Below are 16,940 nucleotides of genomic sequence, written 5' to 3'. Positions count from 1 at the left end.
AGATGAGTCAAAAAATTAGAATTAAACTTAAATCTTACGATCACAATTTGGTGGACAAATCTGCTGAAAAGATTGTAAAGACAGTTAAGACAACAGGTGCTGTGGTTACTGGGCCAATCCCATTGCCAACGCACAAAAAGATATTTACAGTTTTGCGTTCACCACACGTGAACAAGAAATCGAGAGAGCAATTTCAGCTAAGTTCTTACAAGCGTTTGCTGGATATTTATAGCTCTTCTTCAAAAACCATTGATGCTTTAATGAAATTAGAGCTTCCAAGTGGTGTTGAAGTCGAAATAAAAGTGTAAATTTGCACGCCTTTTGAGATAAAGGTGGACATGTCCTGAGCTGCGGGCGAGGGAAAAACGGGAAAAAGAAAAATATCTGGGTCACAGAATCTTTTCTTTGACCCAATTTTTTTGCCAAGCAATTGAATTGGCACATTGAGTAATTAAATAATTGATTAATTAAATATTTATGTCTGGGTTAATAGGTAGAAAAATCGGTATGACCAGCATCTTCGACGAGAATGGAAAGAATATTCCATGTACCGTTCTTGAGGCTGGACCATGCGTGGTTACCCAAGTCAGAACCGAAGAGGTGGACGGGTACAGTGCCCTTCAGCTTGGTTTCGATGACAAGGCAGAAAAGCGTGCAAACAAGGCCGAACAGGGTCATGTTAAAAAAGCAGGTACTTCTCCTAAGAAGAAAGTCGTTGAGTTCCGGGATTTTGAAGGTGAGTTTAAATTAGGAGATACTTTAAATGTAGAGCTTTTCCAAGAGGGAGAGTTTGTTGACGTTATTGGTACGTCAAAAGGTAAAGGTTTCCAAGGTGTTGTTAAAAGACATGGCTTTGGCGGTGTTGGACAAGCGACCCACGGTCAGCACAATAGATTGAGAGCTCCTGGTTCCATCGGTGCTGCTTCTTATCCTGCGAGAGTATTCAAAGGAATGAAGATGGCCGGTAGAATGGGTGGTGAACGAGTAACGGTTCAAAACTTGAGAGTATTGAAAGTGGTTCCTGAGAAAAACCTTATCGTAGTTAAAGGTGCGGTACCAGGTCACAAGAATTCGTACGTAACAATTGAGAAGTAATGAAGGTTGCAGTTTTAGATATCAAAGGAAAAGATACTGGAAGAAAGGCTGACCTTTCTAAGGAGGTATTTGGAATAGAGCCCAATGAGCATGCCATCTATTTGGATGTGAAGCAATACTTGGCGCATCAAAGACAAGGTAACCACAAGGCCAAGGAGAGAGCTGAGATTGCTGGTAGTACCAGAAAAATCAAGAAGCAAAAAGGTACAGGTACCGCAAGGGCAGGTAGTATCAAGTCTCCTGTTTTTAGAGGTGGTGGTAGAATTTTTGGTCCTAGACCTAAAGATTATACCCAAAAGTTGAACAAAAACGTTAAGCGTTTGGCACGTAAATCGGCCTTGACTTTGAAGTCAAAAGAGAAGGCAATTACGGTTGTTGAGGACTTCAATTTTGAAGCTCCAAAAACCAAAGATTTTAAAGCGTTTTTGAGCTCCTTGGGCATAGAAAACAAAAAGTCTCTTATCGTATTGGGTGACTCAAATAAAAATGTATATTTGTCGTCGCGCAATTTGGAGCGTTCCGAAGTTGTAACTAGCTCAGAATTAAGTACTTACAAGATAGTTAATGCTGGCAGTGTTGTGCTTACTGAAAGTGCTTTGGAAGGAATAGAATCGAACCTTAAGAAATAAGAATATCATGAGTGTGTTGATAAAACCAATCATTACGGAAAAAATGACCGCGGATAGCGAGCTTTTCAATCGTTATGGTTTCTACGTTGACCCAACAGCCAACAAGCTTCAGATCAAAGAAGCGGTTGAGGCTGCTTATGGTGTTTCTGTGGAAAAGGTAAGAACCATGAACTATGGTCCAAACCGTAAGAGTCGTTATACAAAAACAGGAATCCAGCACGGAAAAACTAATGCATTGAAAAAGGCAATTGTTGACGTGGCGGAGGGTGATATTATTGATTTTTACAGTAATCTATAAAGACGAGAAATGTCAGTTAGAAAATTAAAACCGATAACCCCCGGACAGCGTTTTAGAGTAGTAAACGGATTTGACGCGATTACTACTGATAAGCCGGAGAAAAGCTTGCTTGCTCCGTTAAAAAAGTCGGGTGGTAGGAACAGTCAAGGAAAAATGACCATGCGCCACAGAGGTGGAGGTCATAAAAGAAGGTATCGTATTATCGATTTCAAAAGAGATAAGCAAGGAGTTGATGCAACCATTGTATCTATCCAGTACGATCCGAACAGAACTGCATTTATCGCCTTGGTTGAATACAAGGATGGAGAAAAAAGATATGTAGTTGCCCAAAATGGGATGCAAGTAGGTCAGAAGATTTCTTCTGGTGCCAATGCTGCCCCTGAAATTGGAAATGCACTTCCTTTAAGTGAAATTCCATTGGGTACCATCATTTCCTGTATTGAGCTTAGACCAGGTCAAGGTGCTGTTATGGCACGTAGTGCGGGTACTTTTGCACAATTGATGGCGAAGGACGGTAAGTTTGTTACCATTAAGTTGCCTTCTGGAGAAACTAGATTGATTTTGGCCAATTGTTTGGCGACTATCGGGGCGGTTTCCAACTCGGACCACCAATTGTTGGTATCTGGTAAAGCAGGTAGAAGCAGATGGTTGGGTAGAAGACCAAGAACAAGACCAGTAGCCATGAACCCTGTTGATCACCCAATGGGTGGTGGTGAAGGAAGGGCTTCCGGAGGTCACCCAAGATCTAAGAACGGTATCCCGGCCAAAGGCTTCAGGACGCGTTCCAAGACCAAGGACACCAATAGATATATCATAGAACGTAGAAAGAAATAAAAGAAAAGTAAATGGCACGTTCATTAAAAAAAGGACCTTACGTTCATCACAGCTTGGAAAAGAAAGTTCAAGCCAATATAGATTCAGGTAAGAAAACGGTTATCAAAACATGGTCAAGGGCCTCAATGATAACTCCGGATTTCGTAGGACAGACCATCGCAGTGCACAACGGGAGACAATTTGTTCCTGTATATGTAACCGAGAACATGGTAGGTCACAAGCTTGGAGAATTTTCACCTACACGATCTTTTAGAGGTCATGCAGGAGCTAAAAACAAAGGTAAAAAGTAAGTAAGCTATGGGAGTTCGTAAAAGACAAATGGCCGAAAGGTTAAAGGAAGAGAAGAAGCAACTTGCTATTGCCAAGTTGAACAACTGCCCAACTTCGCCGAGAAAAATGCGCTTGGTTGCCGACTTGGTTAGAGGAAAGCAGGTAGAAATGGCATTGGCCATCTTGAGGTTCAACCCCAAAGAGGCTTCCAGAAAATTAGAAAAACTATTGCTTTCTGCAATTGCCAACTGGGAAGCTAAAAATGAGGAAGCCAACATAGAGGATGCTGACCTTATTATCAAAGAGATCCGTGTGGACGGTGGTACAATGTTGAAAAGACTACGTCCTGCCCCGCAAGGTAGAGCACATAGAATTAGAAAGCGTTCCAACCATGTTACCATGATCTTGGAAGCCAATAACAATGTTCAAAGCTAGAGTATAAAATGGGACAAAAAACCAATCCGATAGGAAATCGCTTAGGAATTATCAGAGGATGGGAATCTAACTGGTACGGCGGTAATGATTACGGCGATAAGCTGGCTGAGGATGATAAGATTAGAAAGTATATCCATGCACGTTTGGCCAAGGCCAGTGTATCTAGGGTAATTATTGAAAGAACCTTAAAATTGATCACCATCACCATTACCACGGCTAGACCTGGTATCATCATTGGTAAAGGTGGGCAAGAGGTAGATAAACTTAAGGAAGAGCTTAAGAAAATCACAAACAAAGAGGTTCAGATCAATATCCATGAAATAAAGAGACCTGAATTGGATGCCAATTTGGTTGCAGCCAGTGTTGCAAGACAAATTGAAAGCAGAATTTCATACCGAAGAGCCATCAAAATGGCGATTGCTGCTGCAATCCGTATGAATGCCGAGGGTATCAAAATTCAGATTTCGGGACGTTTGAACGGAGCTGAGATGGCACGTTCAGAATCTTACAAGGAAGGAAGAATTCCATTATCCACTTTCCGTGCAGATGTGGACTATGCTTTGCATGAAGCACATACCACTTACGGAAGATTGGGTATCAAAGTTTGGATCATGAAGGGCGAGGTTTATGGGAAAAGAGAACTTTCCCCGCTCGTAGGATTGTCCAAAAGTCAAGGAAAAGGCGACAAACGAGATGGTAAGAAACCACAACGTCGTAGAAAGTAATAAGATAAAGTAAAGGTAAAATGTTACAGCCAAAAAGAACAAAATTTCGTAAAGCCCAGAAGGGGCGTATGAAAGGAAATTCCCAAAGAGGGCACCAACTTTCCAATGGAATGTTCGGTATCAAATCCTTGGATTCCCATTTCATTACTTCCCGTCAGATTGAGGCTGCGCGTATTGCTGCGACAAGGTATATGAAAAGACAAGGTCAGCTCTGGATCAAAATTTTCCCGGACAAACCCATCACCAAAAAGCCTCTTGAGGTACGTATGGGTAAAGGTAAGGGTGCTCCAGAATATTGGGTGGCCGTTGTTAAGCCTGGAAGAATCATGTTTGAGGTAGCTGGTGTTCCTATGGACATTGCCAAGGAGGCATTACGTCTTGCGGCCCAAAAGTTACCGGTAAAAACAAAGTTTATTGTAGCTAGGGATTATTCCGCTTAATTTTTAATTGGGAAGAAAGATGAAACAATCAGAAATAAAAGAACTTTCAATTGAAGAGCTAAAGGAAAAGCTGGCTGATTTTAAAAAGCAACACGCTGATTTAAAAATCGCTCACTCGGTTACTCCTTTGGAAAATCCTTTACAGATCAGACAGACTAGAAGGACGGTAGCGAGACTTGCAACAGAATTAACTAAAAGGGAAGTACAATAATTGGTTTTGCCTTATGGAAGATAAAAGAAATTTAAGAAAAGAAAGAATAGGCGTTGTTACCAGCAGCAAAATGGAGAAGTCCATTGTAGTTTCTGAGGTAAAACGAGTAAAGCACCCTATGTACGGTAAGTTCGTTCTTAAGACCAAGAAGTATGTGGCCCATGATGAAAAGAATGACTGCAACGAAGGTGATACCGTTAAAATAATGGAAACCCGACCATTGAGCAAGACGAAATGTTGGAGATTGGTTGAAATCCTTGAAAGAGCTAAATAATTATGTTACAGCAAGAATCAAGATTAAAGGTTGCGGACAACACTGGTGCAAAAGAAGTTTTGACCATCCGCGTACTTGGAGGTACTAAGAGAAGATATGCTTCTTTGGGAGATAAGATTGTGGTTACCGTAAAGGAAGCTACTCCCAACGGAACAGTAAAAAAGGGTTCTGTTTCTACTGCAGTTGTGGTAAGAACAAAAAAAGAAGTAAGAAGACCAGATGGTTCTTACATCCGATTTGATGATAACGCTTGCGTTTTGTTGAACCCAACAGGTGAAATGCGTGGAACCAGGGTTTTTGGCCCAGTGGCCAGGGAACTTAGGGACAAGCAGTTCATGAAGATTGTTTCATTAGCTCCAGAGGTGCTTTAACAGAAATATCAGTTAAGATGAAGTTGAAAATAAAAACAGGGGATACCGTTAGGGTCATTACAGGAGACCACAAAGGCACCGAAGGAAAAGTGCTTCAGGTAGACCGTGAAAAGAACAAGGCTATCGTGGAAGGAGTCAATACCGTTTCCAAGCACGAAAAACCTAGTGCAAAGAATCCTCAGGGAGGAATTGTAAAAAAGGAAGCGCCTATCCATATCTCAAACCTTTCATTGATTGACCCAAAGTCAGGAGATGCTACTCGTGTTGGGTACGAAGAAAGAGATGGGAAGAAAGTTAGGTTTGCCAAAAAATCCAATGAAGTAATTTAGTTATGAGTTACATTCCAAGATTAAAGCAAGAATATAGAGAGCGCGTGATTAAGGCGTTGTCTGAAGAATTTGGTTACAAAAACGTAATGCAGGTTCCCAAATTGGAGAAGATTGTGGTTAGCCGTGGGGTTGGAGCTGCTGTTTCCGATAAAAAGCTGATTGACCATGCTGTTGAGGAGCTGACCAATATTACAGGTCAGAAGGCGGTAGCAACCATTTCCAAAAAGGACGTTGCATCCTTCAAGTTGAGAAAAGGAATGCCCATAGGTGCCAAAGTTACCCTAAGAGGTGAACGCATGTATGAGTTTTTGGACCGCTTGATTACGTCTGCCCTTCCTAGGGTACGTGATTTCCAAGGAGTGCGGGCTACTGGATTTGATGGTAGAGGAAATTACAACTTGGGTGTGACCGAGCAGATTATTTTTCCAGAGATCAATATCGACAAAATCAACAGAATAAACGGAATGGATATCACTTTCGTTACTTCTGCGGAAACAGATAAAGAAGCAAAATCATTGTTAACCCAATTGGGAGTACCCTTTAAAAAGAACTAGTATGGCTAAGGAATCAATGAAAGCCCGTGAAAGAAAAAGGGCAAAAATGGTTGCAAAGTATGCAGAAAAGAGAAAAGCTTTAAAAGAAGCTGGTGATTACGAAGCCTTGCAAAAGCTTCCTAAAAATGCATCTCCGGTACGTATGCGCAACCGTTGCAAATTGACCGGTAGACCAAGAGGATATATGAGAACATTTGGTATTTCCAGGGTTACATTCAGGGAAATGGCCAATCAGGGCTTGATTCCAGGAGTTAAAAAGGCAAGTTGGTAAACAGATAAAGAAGAGAAATGCTTACAGATCCAATTTCAGATTATTTGACCAGAATTAGAAATGCCAGTAGGGCAGGTCATAGGGTGGTAGATGTTCCAGCATCCAATCTAAAAAAACAGATGACCAAAATTTTGTTTGATCAAGGATACATCTTGAGCTACAAATTTGAGGAAAACGATACGCAGGGTAATATCAAAATTGCCTTGAAGTACGATAAGTTTACCAAAGAGCCTGTGATTAAGAAATTACAAAGGGTGAGCAAGCCTGGACTTCGTAAGTATGCAGGTTCAGAAGAGCTTCCAAGGGTTCTTAACGGCTTGGGTATTGCTATCGTGTCAACCTCCCATGGGGTAATGACCAGCAAGCAGGCCAAGCAAGAAAACGTAGGTGGCGAAGTATTGTGCTACGTTTATTAATTGAGAAAAGAAAAGAAAAATGTCTAGAATAGGTAACAATCCAGTTGCAATCCCAGAAGGAGTCACTGTTGAGGTAAACGACAATGTGGTTACCGTAAAAGGTAAGTTGGGAGAACTTTCCCAAGAGATTTCGGGAATTGCAGTAAAGGTTGAAGAAGGAAATGTTCAGCTAGAAAGACCGTCTGATTCCAAAGAGCACAAAGCAAAACACGGACTATACCGTGCCTTGATTGCCAACATGGTCGATGGAGTGTCCAAAGGATGGACCAAGGAATTGGAATTGGTAGGGGTTGGATACAGAGCCAGTAACCAAGGACAAAAATTGGATTTGGCGTTAGGTTTTTCCCATAACATAGTATTGGATATTGCTCCCGAAGTCAAAATCGAGACCATTTCCGAAAAGGGTAAAAATCCTATCGTTAAGTTAACATCTCACGACAAGCAGTTGGTAGGACAGGTTGCTGCCAAGATTCGCGCTTTCCGTAAGCCAGAGCCTTACAAAGGAAAAGGAATCAAGTTTGTTGGTGAACAATTAAGAAGAAAAGCAGGTAAATCAGCATAATAAGTAAGACTATGGGATTATCCAAGACTGAAAGAAGATTACGCATCAGAAGAAGAATCAGAAAGATATCTTCTGGTACTGAAGCAAGACCAAGACTCTCTGTTTTTAGAAGTAACAAAGAGATCTACGCTCAATTGATTGACGATAACAAAGGTGTTACTTTGGCTGCTGCGTCTTCAAGAGATAAAGACCTTGATGCCAAAGGGACCAAAACCGAAGTTGCTGCTTTGGTAGGAAAGACCATTGCGGAGAAAGCAAAAAAGCTTGGTGTTGAAGCCGTAGCTTTTGATAGAGGTGGAAACTTGTATCACGGAAGAGTTAAATCATTGGCAGAAGGAGCTAGGGAAGCAGGACTAAAATTCTAATAAGACTATGTACCAGAAATACAAAAACGTAGAAATAGTTAAGCCAGGTGGACTGGAGTTGAAAGATCGTTTGGTTGGAGTCCAAAGGGTTACCAAAGTTACCAAAGGTGGTAGGGCATTCGGTTTTTCAGCAATTGTTGTTGTTGGTGATGAGAATGGTGTAGTAGGACATGGTTTAGGTAAATCCAAAGAAGTAGCAACGGCCATTGCCAAGGCTATTGAGGACGCCAAGAAGAATTTGGTTCGCATTCCTTTGAACAAGGGAACCCTTCCCCATGAGCAAAAAGGTAAGTATGGAGGCGCGCGTGTTTACATTCAGCCTGCATCACATGGTACCGGGGTAATTGCCGGTGGAGCTGTAAGAGCGGTATTGGAAGCTGTAGGAGTACACGATGTATTGTCAAAATCACAAGGTTCTTCCAACCCACACAACGTTGTAAAGGCAACTTTTGATGCCCTATTGCAACTAAGGGGAGCGCAAACGGTTGCCAACCAAAGAGGAATTTCTTTAGAAAAAGTCTTTAAGGGATAAATAAGAGGATATTATTATGTCAAAGATTAAAGTTAAGCAGGTAAAAAGCGCCATCAAAAGAACCCAGAACCAGAAGAGGACTCTGGAAGCTCTTGGTTTGCGCAAGATAGGGCATGTTGTTGAACACGATGCAACACCTAATATCCTTGGAATGATTAATAAGGTAAAACACTTGGTTTCCACTGAGGAAGCTTAAAATATAAAGGCACATGGAGTTACATAATCTTAAGCCAGCAGAAGGTGCTGTACAGAAAGCGGGAAAACGTGTAGGTCGTGGAGAAGGTTCCGGTAAAGGAGGTACTTCTACCCGTGGTCACAAAGGAGCCAAGTCAAGATCTGGATATTCCAAAAAGATTGGTTTTGAAGGTGGACAAATGCCTTTGCAACGTCGTGTTCCCAAATTTGGTTTTAAGAATATCAATAGAAAGGAATACCAAGGCATTAATTTGAGCAAATTGCAAGAATTGGTGGACAATGGTGTTGTAAAGAAAGAAGTGACCTTGGAAACCCTTGTGGAAAACAGATTGGCACATAAAAACGACTTGGTAAAGATTTTGGGAGACGGCGAATTGAAAGCTGCCCTTAAAATATCTGTACATAAATTTAGTGCTTCCGCTAAAGCTGCTATCGAAGCTGCTGGAGGTGAGGCAATAAGTTTATAAGAATAAGAAGCATGAAGAAATTTATAGAGACCATATCAAATATTTGGAAGATTGAAGAGCTAAGGCAACGTATTATTGTTACCCTTGGCTTGCTTTTAGTGTACCGTTTTGGTGCACAAATTGTTCTTCCAGGTATTGATACTTCCCAATTGGGAGCTTTGGCCGATGGGACTGATGGGGGATTACTAGGATTATTGAATGCTTTTACAGGAGGGGCTTTTGCCAATGCATCTGTGTTTGCCCTGGGAATCATGCCCTACATTTCAGCATCCATTGTGGTGCAGCTGATGGGTATTGCCATTCCTTATTTGCAAAAACTACAGAAAGAAGGTGAAAGTGGAAGAAAGACCATCAACCAGATTACACGTTGGTTGACCATCGGTATTTGTATCGTCCAGGCACCTGCTTATTTATATAGCCTTGAAGCTGGGTTTGGAGTTCCTGCTTCCGCTTTTGTGATCGGGAAAGGATTGGATTTTATGATTCCAGCCGTAATTATCCTGGTTACGGGATGTGTGTTTGCCATGTGGTTGGGAGAGAAGATAACGGATAAAGGTATCGGTAACGGTATTTCCCTATTGATCATGATCGGGATTATTGCCACCATGCCACAATCCTTTGTTCAGGAGTTTATCTCAAGAACAACAAACAACACCGGTGGAATCATGTTTATCTTGATTGAGGTAATCATTTGGTTCTTGGTGATCTTGGCAAGTGTGTTGTTGGTGATGGCCGTGCGCCAGATACCGGTTCAATATGCAAGAAGAACAGCTTCAGGCGGATACGAAAAGAACATCATGGGGTCTAGACAATACATCCCATTAAAGTTGAATGCATCTGGGGTTATGCCGATTATCTTCGCCCAAGCGATTATGTTTGCGCCAAGTTTGATTGGAAAGACCTTTAACGATACAGCAGTAGGACAATGGATGGAGGTTCAGTTTGCCGATATTTTCGGATTGGCCTATAACATTCTGTTCGGCATATTGATCATCATATTCACCTACTTCTATACTGCCATTACAGTTCCCACGAACAAAATGGCGGATGATCTAAAAAGAAGTGGTGGATTCATTCCAGGGATTAGACCTGGAAAGGAAACGGGTGATTTCTTGGACAAGATCATGTCCTTGATCACTTTGCCTGGTTCTGTTTTCTTGGCCTTGTTGGCAGTATTGCCTGCAGTTGTGGTAAAGTTGATGGACGTTCAGGCTGGATGGGCATTGTTTTACGGTGGTACTTCCCTATTGATTATGGTAGGTGTGGCGATCGATACAGTACAACAAGTAAATTCTTATTTGTTGAATAGACATTATGACGGTTTAATGAAAACCGGAAAGAATAGAAAAGTAGCATAAAAAAAAGTTAGAAGCTAAAAGTTAGATGTTAGACTTGGGATTCGAAAAAGCTTTAACCAATAACTTATAACTGAAAACTAATAACTAAAATATGGCAAAGCAGCCTGCAATAGAACAAGACGGAACCATTATCGAAGCATTGTCAAACGCAATGTTTAGAGTAGAATTGGAGAACGGTCATGTTGTAACAGCACACATCTCTGGAAAAATGCGTATGCATTACATCAAATTGCTTCCAGGTGACAAGGTAAAGCTTGAAATGAGCCCATACGATTTAACAAAAGCAAGAATTACTTATAGATACTAATACGATGAAAGTAAGAGCATCAATAAAGAAGAGAAGCGCCGAATGCAAGATTGTTCGCAGAAAAGGCAGATTATACGTAATCAACAAAAAGAATCCTAGATTTAAACAAAGACAAGGGTAATTATGGCAAGAATTGCAGGGGTTGATATACCCAAACAAAAACGCGGAGTAATTTCACTTACCTACATTTACGGAATTGGTAAAAGTAGGGCCCAAGAAATTTTGGAGAAGGCCAAAGTGAGCGAGGATACCAAAGTTTCCGAATGGAACGATGATGAAATCGGTAGAATCCGGGAAGCTGTTTCCTCTTACACTATTGAAGGAGAACTTCGTTCCGAAACCCAATTGAACATCAAGCGATTGATGGACATCGGTTGTTACCGTGGGATTCGTCATAGATCCGGATTACCGCTTAGAGGTCAGCGTACCAAAAACAACTCTAGGACCAGAAAAGGAAAGAGAAAGACAGTTGCCAACAAGAAAAAGGCAACCAAATAATAATTAGAAAGAAGTCATTAGTTAGTATTTAGACGTTAGAAGAATCTGTTTGAAATGTAAAAGTCTAGGATTCCAATAACTAAAACTAACACCGCGCACTGTTGAAACTTCGGCGGACGCGCAACTAGAAACTAAAAAATATGGCAAAAGCAAGTACAAAAACAACAAAGAAGCGCAAAGTAGTGGTAGAGTCCGTTGGAGAGGCTCACGTTACTGCTTCCTTTAACAATATCATCATTTCCTTGACCAATAAAAAGGGTGATGTAATTTCTTGGTCTTCGGCTGGTAAGCTAGGATTTAGAGGTTCTAAAAAGAACACTCCCTACGCTGCCCAGGTGGCCGCGGAAGACTGTGCCAAAGTTGCACATGAGGCAGGATTGAGAAAAGTGAAGGTTTACGTAAAAGGACCTGGAAATGGTAGGGAATCTGCAATTCGTTCCATACACAATTCCGGTATCGAGGTTACGGAAATCATTGATGTTACCCCACTTCCGCACAACGGTTGTAGACCTCCAAAAAGAAGAAGAGTTTAATTAATCATAATCGGCCCGTTAGGGTCTTCACGAAGGTGCATGGAGATTATCGAAGGATAAGCCTTAATTCATAATCGCACTTTCAAAAAATTAGAAGATGGCAAGATACACAGGACCAAAATCAAAGATCGCTAGAAAATTTGGAGAAGCGATTTTCGGAGACGATAAAGCCTTCGAGAAAAAAAGTTATCCTCCAGGACAGCACGGTAACAACAGACGCCGTGGTAAAAAATCAGAATACGCTATCCAGTTAATGGAGAAGCAAAAAGCCAAGTATACCTACGGTATTTTGGAAAGACAATTTAGAAACCTATTTGACAAGGCAAACAGAAGCAAGGGAGTAACCGGTGAGGTATTGCTTCAATTGTGCGAGTCGCGTTTGGACAACGTAGTCTACAGAATGGGAATTGCCCCATCAAGACGAGGTGCCAGACAGTTGGTTTCCCACAGACACATTACCGTTAACGGTGAGATAGTGAACATTCCTTCCTATAGCCTGAAAGCAGGGGATGTAGTTGGTGTTCGCGAAAAATCTAAATCCGTACAGTCCATTCAAGATTCCTTGGCTGCCAATAGCAGTGTTTATGAGTGGATTACCTGGAATTCTGAAACAAAGGAAGGAACTTACGTTGCCATTCCTGAAAGACTTCAGATTCCTGAGAATATCAAGGAACAACTAATAGTCGAGTTATACTCTAAATAAAATCAACATTAATCCAATATGGCATTACTAAATTTTCAGAAGCCCGATAAAGTTATAATGATCGATTCAACAGATTTCGAAGGGAAATTTGAATTTCGCCCTTTGGAACCTGGTTATGGATTAACAGTTGGAAATGCGCTGAGAAGAGTTCTACTTTCCTCATTGGAAGGTTTTGCGATCACTTCTGTGCGTATTGATGGAGTTGAACATGAGTTTTCTGTTATCCCAGGCGTTGTTGAAGACGTTACGGAAATGATCTTGAACCTAAAACAGGTTCGTTTCAAAAGACAGATTGATGATGTTGAAAGTGAAACTGTTTCTGTTTCCGTAAGTGGAAAAGAGCAATTGACCGCTGGAGATTTCCAGAAGTTCATTTCAGGATACCAAGTATTGAATCCTGATTTGGTCATCTGTAACATGGATCCCAAAGTAAGTATTAACCTTGAGGTTATTATCGAAAAAGGTCGTGGATACGTTCCAGCTGAGGAAAACAAGAAATCCAATGCCCCTTTGGGAAGCATTGCGGTTGATTCTGTTTACACTCCTGTTAAAAACGTAAAATACAGCATCGAAAACTTTAGGGTAGAGCAGAAAACCGATTACGAAAAATTGGTTTTTGAAATCATCACAGATGGTTCCATCCACCCAAAAGATGCATTGACTGAAGCTGCCAAAGTTTTGATTCACCACTTCATGTTGTTCTCTGATGAGCGTATCACCCTTGAGGCTGATGAAATTGCCCAAACGGAGACTTACGATGAGGAGTCGTTGCATATGCGTCAGTTGTTGAAGACCAAATTGGTAGACATGGATTTGTCCGTGAGGGCATTGAATTGTTTGAAAGCTGCCGAAGTAGATACTTTGGGAGATTTGGTTTCCTTCAACAAAAACGATTTGATGAAGTTCAGGAACTTTGGTAAAAAATCCTTGACCGAATTGGAAGAGTTGGTAATCAACAAAGGACTTCAGTTTGGAATGGATTTGTCAAAATATAAATTGGACAAAGATTAAGTAATCATATTTTGCTCTCCTGATAAACATCGGGATTTGGTAGCAAGATGATAAAACAGAAAGATGAGACACGGAAAGAAATTTAACCACCTAGGGAGAACAGCCGCTCACAGAAAGGCCATGTTGGCCAATATGGCAAGTTCCCTAATAGAGCATAAGAGAATCAACACAACTGTTGCCAAAGCCAAAGCGCTTAAGCAGTTTGTTGAGCCATTGATCACCAAGGCCAAAACAGAGAACAACCAAACTACCGAAAAAAGTACGCACAACAGAAGGGTTGTTTTCGCTAGCCTTAGAAACAAGTATGCAGTTACCGAACTATTTGGGGAGGTTGCAGAAAAAGTTGGTGACAGACCAGGTGGATACACCCGAATTATCAAATTAGGAAACCGACTTGGGGATAATGCCGATATGGCCATGATCGAGTTGGTGGATTTCAATGAATTGTACAACGCCGGAAAACCCGCCAAGAAATCTACAAGAAGAAGTAGAAGGGGTGGAGGTAAAAAAGCGGAAGCTGCTGCTCCAGTCGCTGAAACGAAAACAACGGACGATTCAGAAGAATAAGAAGAATGTTATTAACTATTGTATTAGTGGAAAAAGGATAAGTGAAAACTTATCCTTTTTTTATGTTTTTTTGTCAAACTGAAATTTTAAAACCACAATGAAGTATCACGCTAAGAAAAAGGCACTGGTGTTGTTGGCAGACGGCACCATTTTTTATGGAAAGGCCATCGGAAACAAAGAAGGGACTGCCGTTGGGGAAGTATGCTTTAATACGGGAATGACCGGTTACCAGGAAATTTTTACAGACCCCTCTTACTACGGGCAACTGATGGTGGCCACCAACGCGCATATTGGCAACTACGGAGCCAATTTGGATGAAGTGGAATCCGATTCCATTAAAATTGCTGGATTGATCGTTAAAAATTTCAGTTATGAATATTCAAGGCCCGATGCGGATATGAGCCTTCTGGAGTTTTTGGACAAAAACGACCTATTTGCCATTTCAGATGTGGATACTAGGGCTTTGGTGAGCTATATTCGGGATAATGGTGCCATGAACGCCTTGATCTCAACAAGAGTGGATGAGCTGGATGCGCTCAAGGAAGAGTTGAAAAAAGTACCGAGCATGGAAGGATTGGAATTGGCTTCCAAAGTTTCCGCCAAGGAACCTTATTACTTTGGCGAGGAAGATGCCAAAATCAAAATTTCTGCATTGGACATTGGGATCAAGAAGAACATTCTAAGAAACTTGGCGAAAAGGGGAGCCTATATTAAAGTATTTCCGTACAACACACCTTTTAAAGATTTGGAAGCCTGGAACCCGGATGGGTACTTCATATCTAACGGACCTGGGGATCCTGAGCCATTAACAGATGCTATTGCCACGGCCAAGGAGATGATAAAGTCCAACAAACCTTTGTTTGGAATCTGTCTCGGGCATCAAGTATTGGCCTTGGCCAATGGGGTATCAACCTATAAAATGCACAATGGGCACAGGGGTATTAACCACCCTATTCTTAATTTGGTCACAGGAAAAGGGGAAATTACCTCCCAGAACCATGGTTTTGCCATTAACAGGGAAGAAACCGAAGCCCATGCCGACTTGGAGATTACCCATATGCATTTGAATGATAATACCGTAGCAGGAATCAAGATGAAGGATAAGGATGTGTTTTCTGTACAGTACCACCCAGAAGCAAGTCCTGGACCCCATGATGCAGATTATCTTTTTGACCAATTTTTTGAGGTCATAGAATCTGGACGCAACTAAAACGTTGTAGTTTATTTTTAGGTTATTATCAGCGTTTTATGAGCCTTATCATGAAGCAAAACTGCACTCCTTTTGTATCTTTGCCGAATTAATTTCAACCATAAATTTAAGTTCACATGAGCATTATTATCAACATTCATGCAAGACAGATTTTAGACTCGAGAGGTAATCCTACCGTAGAGGTAGATGTGATTACCGAAAATGGCATTTTGGGAAGAGCTGCCGTACCTTCCGGCGCTTCTACAGGAGAGCATGAAGCCGTTGAACTTAGGGATGGTGGAAGTTCTTTTATGGGCAAAGGTGTAGGCCAGGCCGTGAACAATGTAAATACCGTAATCGCAGAGGAATTGGTGGGTACTTCGGTTTTTGAGCAAAATCAAATAGATGATGCGATGATTGCCTTGGATGGAACTCCAAACAAATCAAAGTTGGGTGCGAATGCCATCTTGGGTGTTTCCTTGGCGGTAGCCAAAGCAGCAGCCAACGAATTGGGATTGCCTTTGTACCGCTATGTGGGCGGTGTAAGTGCCAATACCCTACCGGTTCCCATGATGAACATCATAAACGGAGGTTCGCACTCGGATGCGCCCATCGCATTCCAGGAATTTATGGTAATGCCGGTAAAGGCCAAAGACTTTAGCCATGCCATGCAAATGGGAACTGAAATTTTCCACAATCTTAAAAAAGTACTTCACGATAGAGGTTTGAGCACAGCAGTAGGGGATGAAGGTGGATTTGCGCCAACCTTGGAAGGTGGTACGGAAGATGCCTTGGATACCATAGCAAAAGCAGTGGACAAAGCAGGATATAAACTAGGGGATGAGGTAATGATTGCGTTGGATTGCGCTTCTGCCGAGTTCTATGTGGACGGGAAATATGATTATACCAAGTTTGAAGGCGATAAAGGAGTGGTTAGGACTTCTGAAGAGCAAGCTCAGTATTTGGCCGATCTTTGCGAAAAATATCCTATCATATCCATTGAAGATGGAATGGACGAGAACGATTGGGACGGTTGGAAAGTGTTGACGGAGAAGGTTGGGGACAAAGTACAATTGGTAGGCGACGATTTGTTCGTGACCAATGTAGAACGACTTTCCCGCGGAATTGAAAATGGCATTGCCAACTCCATTTTGATCAAAGTAAACCAAATAGGTACCTTGACTGAGACTATTGCAGCCGTAAATATGGCCAAAAATGCAGGCTATACCTCAGTAATGTCTCACCGTTCTGGAGAGACCGAGGACAATACCATTGCTGATTTGGCCGTGGCATTGAACACAGGTCAGATCAAAACTGGTTCCGCTTCACGTAGTGATAGAATGGCCAAATACAATCAATTATTGAGAATTGAGGAAGAATTGGGAAGTACCGCCTACTATCCGCAGGAAAAAGCATTCAAAGTAAATTAATTGTTGATGATTTAATAGCAATAAAAAGGCCTTTCCGAAATGTGAAAGGCTTTTTTTTGTTTCAAAAAGGA

At 41.5% G+C, this 16,940-nt stretch carries 31 protein-coding genes; all 31 read left to right on the top strand.

The window, feature by feature from the left end; all coding sequences use genetic code 11:
- Window positions 1-2: 2 nt before the first annotated feature.
- The 31 genes from rpsJ (at window position 3) to eno (ending at window position 16,869) form a co-directional block, all read left to right on the top strand.
- Window positions 3-308, top strand: coding sequence for a 30S ribosomal protein S10 (rpsJ, locus tag ACRHOZ_RS05280; protein WP_007094989.1), 306 nt, complete (start codon window positions 3-5; stop codon window positions 306-308).
- Between the two features lie 169 nt (window positions 309-477).
- Window positions 478-1,095: a 50S ribosomal protein L3 gene (gene rplC / locus ACRHOZ_RS05275; protein ID WP_138835184.1), complete on the top strand. Its 618-nt coding sequence runs from the start codon at window positions 478-480 to the stop codon at window positions 1,093-1,095.
- Window positions 1,095-1,724: a 50S ribosomal protein L4 gene (gene rplD / locus ACRHOZ_RS05270; RefSeq protein ID WP_431123116.1), complete on the top strand. Its 630-nt coding sequence runs from the start codon at window positions 1,095-1,097 to the stop codon at window positions 1,722-1,724. The genes rplC and rplD overlap by 1 nt, the downstream gene beginning before the upstream one ends.
- A gap of 7 nt (window positions 1,725-1,731) precedes the next feature.
- A complete protein-coding gene (gene rplW / locus ACRHOZ_RS05265) occupies window positions 1,732-2,022 on the top strand; it encodes a 50S ribosomal protein L23 (protein WP_138835180.1) in 291 nt (96 codons plus the stop codon).
- A 9-nt stretch (window positions 2,023-2,031) separates the two neighbouring features.
- Entirely contained in the window at window positions 2,032-2,856 is an 825-nt protein-coding gene (rplB, locus tag ACRHOZ_RS05260; protein WP_431123113.1) for a 50S ribosomal protein L2, read from the top strand.
- Window positions 2,857-2,867: 11 nt separating this feature from the next.
- Window positions 2,868-3,146 carry a 30S ribosomal protein S19 gene (gene rpsS, locus ACRHOZ_RS05255; protein ID WP_116182579.1) on the top strand — a complete coding sequence of 93 codons (279 nt, stop codon included), beginning with the start codon at window positions 2,868-2,870 and terminating at the stop codon, window positions 3,144-3,146.
- A gap of 7 nt (window positions 3,147-3,153) precedes the next feature.
- Entirely contained in the window at window positions 3,154-3,561 is a 408-nt protein-coding gene (gene rplV, locus ACRHOZ_RS05250; RefSeq protein ID WP_420400688.1) for a 50S ribosomal protein L22, read from the top strand.
- A gap of 8 nt (window positions 3,562-3,569) precedes the next feature.
- Window positions 3,570-4,286, top strand: a complete 717-nt coding sequence (gene rpsC / locus ACRHOZ_RS05245) for a 30S ribosomal protein S3 (RefSeq protein ID WP_420400687.1) — start codon at window positions 3,570-3,572, stop codon at window positions 4,284-4,286.
- A 20-nt stretch (window positions 4,287-4,306) separates the two neighbouring features.
- Window positions 4,307-4,726, top strand: a complete 420-nt coding sequence (gene rplP / locus ACRHOZ_RS05240) for a 50S ribosomal protein L16 (RefSeq protein ID WP_055397052.1) — start codon at window positions 4,307-4,309, stop codon at window positions 4,724-4,726.
- Window positions 4,727-4,745: 19 nt separating this feature from the next.
- On the top strand, window positions 4,746-4,937 hold the full coding sequence (gene rpmC / locus ACRHOZ_RS05235; RefSeq protein ID WP_138835174.1) for a 50S ribosomal protein L29: 192 nt from the start codon (window positions 4,746-4,748) through the stop codon (window positions 4,935-4,937).
- A 13-nt stretch (window positions 4,938-4,950) separates the two neighbouring features.
- The gene (gene rpsQ / locus ACRHOZ_RS05230) at window positions 4,951-5,211 is read left to right on the top strand and encodes a 30S ribosomal protein S17 (RefSeq protein WP_073181006.1); all 261 of its coding nucleotides are present in this window, start codon (window positions 4,951-4,953) and stop codon (window positions 5,209-5,211) included.
- 2 nt (window positions 5,212-5,213) lie between these two features.
- Complete coding sequence (gene rplN, locus ACRHOZ_RS05225) at window positions 5,214-5,582, top strand: 50S ribosomal protein L14 (protein WP_073181004.1); 369 nt, start codon at window positions 5,214-5,216, stop codon at window positions 5,580-5,582.
- Between the two features lie 17 nt (window positions 5,583-5,599).
- Window positions 5,600-5,911 carry a 50S ribosomal protein L24 gene (rplX, locus tag ACRHOZ_RS05220; protein WP_431123109.1) on the top strand — a complete coding sequence of 104 codons (312 nt, stop codon included), beginning with the start codon at window positions 5,600-5,602 and terminating at the stop codon, window positions 5,909-5,911.
- A gap of 2 nt (window positions 5,912-5,913) precedes the next feature.
- The gene (gene rplE / locus ACRHOZ_RS05215; RefSeq protein WP_431123107.1) at window positions 5,914-6,465 is read left to right on the top strand and encodes a 50S ribosomal protein L5; all 552 of its coding nucleotides are present in this window, start codon (window positions 5,914-5,916) and stop codon (window positions 6,463-6,465) included.
- Between the two features lies 1 nt (window position 6,466).
- Window positions 6,467-6,736 (top strand): 30S ribosomal protein S14, encoded by a 270-nt coding sequence (gene rpsN / locus ACRHOZ_RS05210; RefSeq protein ID WP_116218582.1) that lies wholly within the window; start codon window positions 6,467-6,469, stop codon window positions 6,734-6,736.
- 17 nt (window positions 6,737-6,753) lie between these two features.
- Entirely contained in the window at window positions 6,754-7,152 is a 399-nt protein-coding gene (gene rpsH / locus ACRHOZ_RS05205; RefSeq protein WP_420400685.1) for a 30S ribosomal protein S8, read from the top strand.
- A 19-nt stretch (window positions 7,153-7,171) separates the two neighbouring features.
- A complete protein-coding gene (gene rplF / locus ACRHOZ_RS05200; protein WP_420400684.1) occupies window positions 7,172-7,714 on the top strand; it encodes a 50S ribosomal protein L6 in 543 nt (180 codons plus the stop codon).
- 11 nt (window positions 7,715-7,725) lie between these two features.
- Window positions 7,726-8,079 carry a 50S ribosomal protein L18 gene (gene rplR / locus ACRHOZ_RS05195; protein ID WP_422348873.1) on the top strand — a complete coding sequence of 118 codons (354 nt, stop codon included), beginning with the start codon at window positions 7,726-7,728 and terminating at the stop codon, window positions 8,077-8,079.
- 7 nt (window positions 8,080-8,086) lie between these two features.
- Window positions 8,087-8,611: a 30S ribosomal protein S5 gene (rpsE, locus tag ACRHOZ_RS05190; protein ID WP_420400682.1), complete on the top strand. Its 525-nt coding sequence runs from the start codon at window positions 8,087-8,089 to the stop codon at window positions 8,609-8,611.
- A gap of 16 nt (window positions 8,612-8,627) precedes the next feature.
- Entirely contained in the window at window positions 8,628-8,807 is a 180-nt protein-coding gene (gene rpmD / locus ACRHOZ_RS05185; protein WP_055397075.1) for a 50S ribosomal protein L30, read from the top strand.
- 13 nt (window positions 8,808-8,820) lie between these two features.
- Complete coding sequence (gene rplO / locus ACRHOZ_RS05180) at window positions 8,821-9,273, top strand: 50S ribosomal protein L15 (RefSeq protein WP_138835161.1); 453 nt, start codon at window positions 8,821-8,823, stop codon at window positions 9,271-9,273.
- An 11-nt stretch (window positions 9,274-9,284) separates the two neighbouring features.
- Complete coding sequence (secY, locus tag ACRHOZ_RS05175; protein WP_420400681.1) at window positions 9,285-10,631, top strand: preprotein translocase subunit SecY; 1,347 nt, start codon at window positions 9,285-9,287, stop codon at window positions 10,629-10,631.
- 91 nt (window positions 10,632-10,722) lie between these two features.
- Entirely contained in the window at window positions 10,723-10,938 is a 216-nt protein-coding gene (infA, locus tag ACRHOZ_RS05170; RefSeq protein WP_014031991.1) for a translation initiation factor IF-1, read from the top strand.
- Window positions 10,939-10,942: 4 nt separating this feature from the next.
- On the top strand, window positions 10,943-11,059 hold the full coding sequence (gene ykgO / locus ACRHOZ_RS05165; protein WP_013621733.1) for a type B 50S ribosomal protein L36: 117 nt from the start codon (window positions 10,943-10,945) through the stop codon (window positions 11,057-11,059).
- 2 nt (window positions 11,060-11,061) lie between these two features.
- On the top strand, window positions 11,062-11,436 hold the full coding sequence (gene rpsM, locus ACRHOZ_RS05160; protein ID WP_431123100.1) for a 30S ribosomal protein S13: 375 nt from the start codon (window positions 11,062-11,064) through the stop codon (window positions 11,434-11,436).
- Between the two features lie 140 nt (window positions 11,437-11,576).
- Window positions 11,577-11,969 carry a 30S ribosomal protein S11 gene (rpsK, locus tag ACRHOZ_RS05155; RefSeq protein WP_298791405.1) on the top strand — a complete coding sequence of 131 codons (393 nt, stop codon included), beginning with the start codon at window positions 11,577-11,579 and terminating at the stop codon, window positions 11,967-11,969.
- Window positions 11,970-12,066: 97 nt separating this feature from the next.
- Window positions 12,067-12,672, top strand: coding sequence for a 30S ribosomal protein S4 (rpsD, locus tag ACRHOZ_RS05150; protein WP_420400678.1), 606 nt, complete (start codon window positions 12,067-12,069; stop codon window positions 12,670-12,672).
- Between the two features lie 18 nt (window positions 12,673-12,690).
- Window positions 12,691-13,683, top strand: a complete 993-nt coding sequence (locus tag ACRHOZ_RS05145) for a DNA-directed RNA polymerase subunit alpha (protein ID WP_097047045.1) — start codon at window positions 12,691-12,693, stop codon at window positions 13,681-13,683.
- A 63-nt stretch (window positions 13,684-13,746) separates the two neighbouring features.
- Complete coding sequence (gene rplQ, locus ACRHOZ_RS05140) at window positions 13,747-14,250, top strand: 50S ribosomal protein L17 (RefSeq protein ID WP_431123096.1); 504 nt, start codon at window positions 13,747-13,749, stop codon at window positions 14,248-14,250.
- A gap of 97 nt (window positions 14,251-14,347) precedes the next feature.
- Window positions 14,348-15,460, top strand: a complete 1,113-nt coding sequence (gene carA / locus ACRHOZ_RS05135; protein WP_431123094.1) for a glutamine-hydrolyzing carbamoyl-phosphate synthase small subunit — start codon at window positions 14,348-14,350, stop codon at window positions 15,458-15,460.
- Window positions 15,461-15,576: 116 nt separating this feature from the next.
- Window positions 15,577-16,869, top strand: a complete 1,293-nt coding sequence (gene eno / locus ACRHOZ_RS05130; RefSeq protein ID WP_431123092.1) for a phosphopyruvate hydratase — start codon at window positions 15,577-15,579, stop codon at window positions 16,867-16,869.
- The last annotated feature ends 71 nt before the right edge of the window (window positions 16,870-16,940 follow it).

Source organism: Flagellimonas flava (genome assembly GCF_050617915.1).
Taxonomy (GTDB): domain Bacteria; phylum Bacteroidota; class Bacteroidia; order Flavobacteriales; family Flavobacteriaceae; genus Flagellimonas; species Flagellimonas flava_A.
This window is presented reverse-complemented; position numbering and strand designations above follow the sequence as displayed.

Bases quoted from the DNA above. Each gene is read 5' to 3' on its own strand.
- rpsD (WP_420400678.1), top strand. From the start codon at position 12,067: ATGGCAAGATACACAGGACCAAAATCAAAGATCGCTAGAAAATTTGGA.
- rplW (WP_138835180.1), top strand. From the start codon at position 1,732: ATGAGTGTGTTGATAAAACCAATCATTACGGAAAAAATGACCGCGGAT.
- rplE (WP_431123107.1), top strand. From the start codon at position 5,914: ATGAGTTACATTCCAAGATTAAAGCAAGAATATAGAGAGCGCGTGATT.
- rplX (WP_431123109.1), top strand. From the start codon at position 5,600: ATGAAGTTGAAAATAAAAACAGGGGATACCGTTAGGGTCATTACAGGA.
- rpsC (WP_420400687.1), top strand. From the start codon at position 3,570: ATGGGACAAAAAACCAATCCGATAGGAAATCGCTTAGGAATTATCAGA.
- rpsM (WP_431123100.1), top strand. From the start codon at position 11,062: ATGGCAAGAATTGCAGGGGTTGATATACCCAAACAAAAACGCGGAGTA.
- rplN (WP_073181004.1), top strand. From the start codon at position 5,214: ATGTTACAGCAAGAATCAAGATTAAAGGTTGCGGACAACACTGGTGCA.
- ykgO (WP_013621733.1), top strand. From the start codon at position 10,943: ATGAAAGTAAGAGCATCAATAAAGAAGAGAAGCGCCGAATGCAAGATT.
- ACRHOZ_RS05145 (WP_097047045.1), top strand. From the start codon at position 12,691: ATGGCATTACTAAATTTTCAGAAGCCCGATAAAGTTATAATGATCGAT.
- eno (WP_431123092.1), top strand. From the start codon at position 15,577: ATGAGCATTATTATCAACATTCATGCAAGACAGATTTTAGACTCGAGA.
- rplD (WP_431123116.1), top strand. From the start codon at position 1,095: ATGAAGGTTGCAGTTTTAGATATCAAAGGAAAAGATACTGGAAGAAAG.
- rplP (WP_055397052.1), top strand. From the start codon at position 4,307: ATGTTACAGCCAAAAAGAACAAAATTTCGTAAAGCCCAGAAGGGGCGT.
- rplR (WP_422348873.1), top strand. From the start codon at position 7,726: ATGGGATTATCCAAGACTGAAAGAAGATTACGCATCAGAAGAAGAATC.
- secY (WP_420400681.1), top strand. From the start codon at position 9,285: ATGAAGAAATTTATAGAGACCATATCAAATATTTGGAAGATTGAAGAG.
- carA (WP_431123094.1), top strand. From the start codon at position 14,348: ATGAAGTATCACGCTAAGAAAAAGGCACTGGTGTTGTTGGCAGACGGC.
- rpsQ (WP_073181006.1), top strand. From the start codon at position 4,951: ATGGAAGATAAAAGAAATTTAAGAAAAGAAAGAATAGGCGTTGTTACC.
- rplV (WP_420400688.1), top strand. From the start codon at position 3,154: ATGGGAGTTCGTAAAAGACAAATGGCCGAAAGGTTAAAGGAAGAGAAG.
- rpsS (WP_116182579.1), top strand. From the start codon at position 2,868: ATGGCACGTTCATTAAAAAAAGGACCTTACGTTCATCACAGCTTGGAA.
- rpsE (WP_420400682.1), top strand. From the start codon at position 8,087: ATGTACCAGAAATACAAAAACGTAGAAATAGTTAAGCCAGGTGGACTG.
- rplB (WP_431123113.1), top strand. From the start codon at position 2,032: ATGTCAGTTAGAAAATTAAAACCGATAACCCCCGGACAGCGTTTTAGA.
- rplO (WP_138835161.1), top strand. From the start codon at position 8,821: ATGGAGTTACATAATCTTAAGCCAGCAGAAGGTGCTGTACAGAAAGCG.
- rpsH (WP_420400685.1), top strand. From the start codon at position 6,754: ATGCTTACAGATCCAATTTCAGATTATTTGACCAGAATTAGAAATGCC.
- rpmD (WP_055397075.1), top strand. From the start codon at position 8,628: ATGTCAAAGATTAAAGTTAAGCAGGTAAAAAGCGCCATCAAAAGAACC.
- rplF (WP_420400684.1), top strand. From the start codon at position 7,172: ATGTCTAGAATAGGTAACAATCCAGTTGCAATCCCAGAAGGAGTCACT.
- rpsJ (WP_007094989.1), top strand. From the start codon at position 3: ATGAGTCAAAAAATTAGAATTAAACTTAAATCTTACGATCACAATTTG.
- rpmC (WP_138835174.1), top strand. From the start codon at position 4,746: ATGAAACAATCAGAAATAAAAGAACTTTCAATTGAAGAGCTAAAGGAA.
- rpsN (WP_116218582.1), top strand. From the start codon at position 6,467: ATGGCTAAGGAATCAATGAAAGCCCGTGAAAGAAAAAGGGCAAAAATG.
- rplQ (WP_431123096.1), top strand. From the start codon at position 13,747: ATGAGACACGGAAAGAAATTTAACCACCTAGGGAGAACAGCCGCTCAC.
- rpsK (WP_298791405.1), top strand. From the start codon at position 11,577: ATGGCAAAAGCAAGTACAAAAACAACAAAGAAGCGCAAAGTAGTGGTA.
- rplC (WP_138835184.1), top strand. From the start codon at position 478: ATGTCTGGGTTAATAGGTAGAAAAATCGGTATGACCAGCATCTTCGAC.
- infA (WP_014031991.1), top strand. From the start codon at position 10,723: ATGGCAAAGCAGCCTGCAATAGAACAAGACGGAACCATTATCGAAGCA.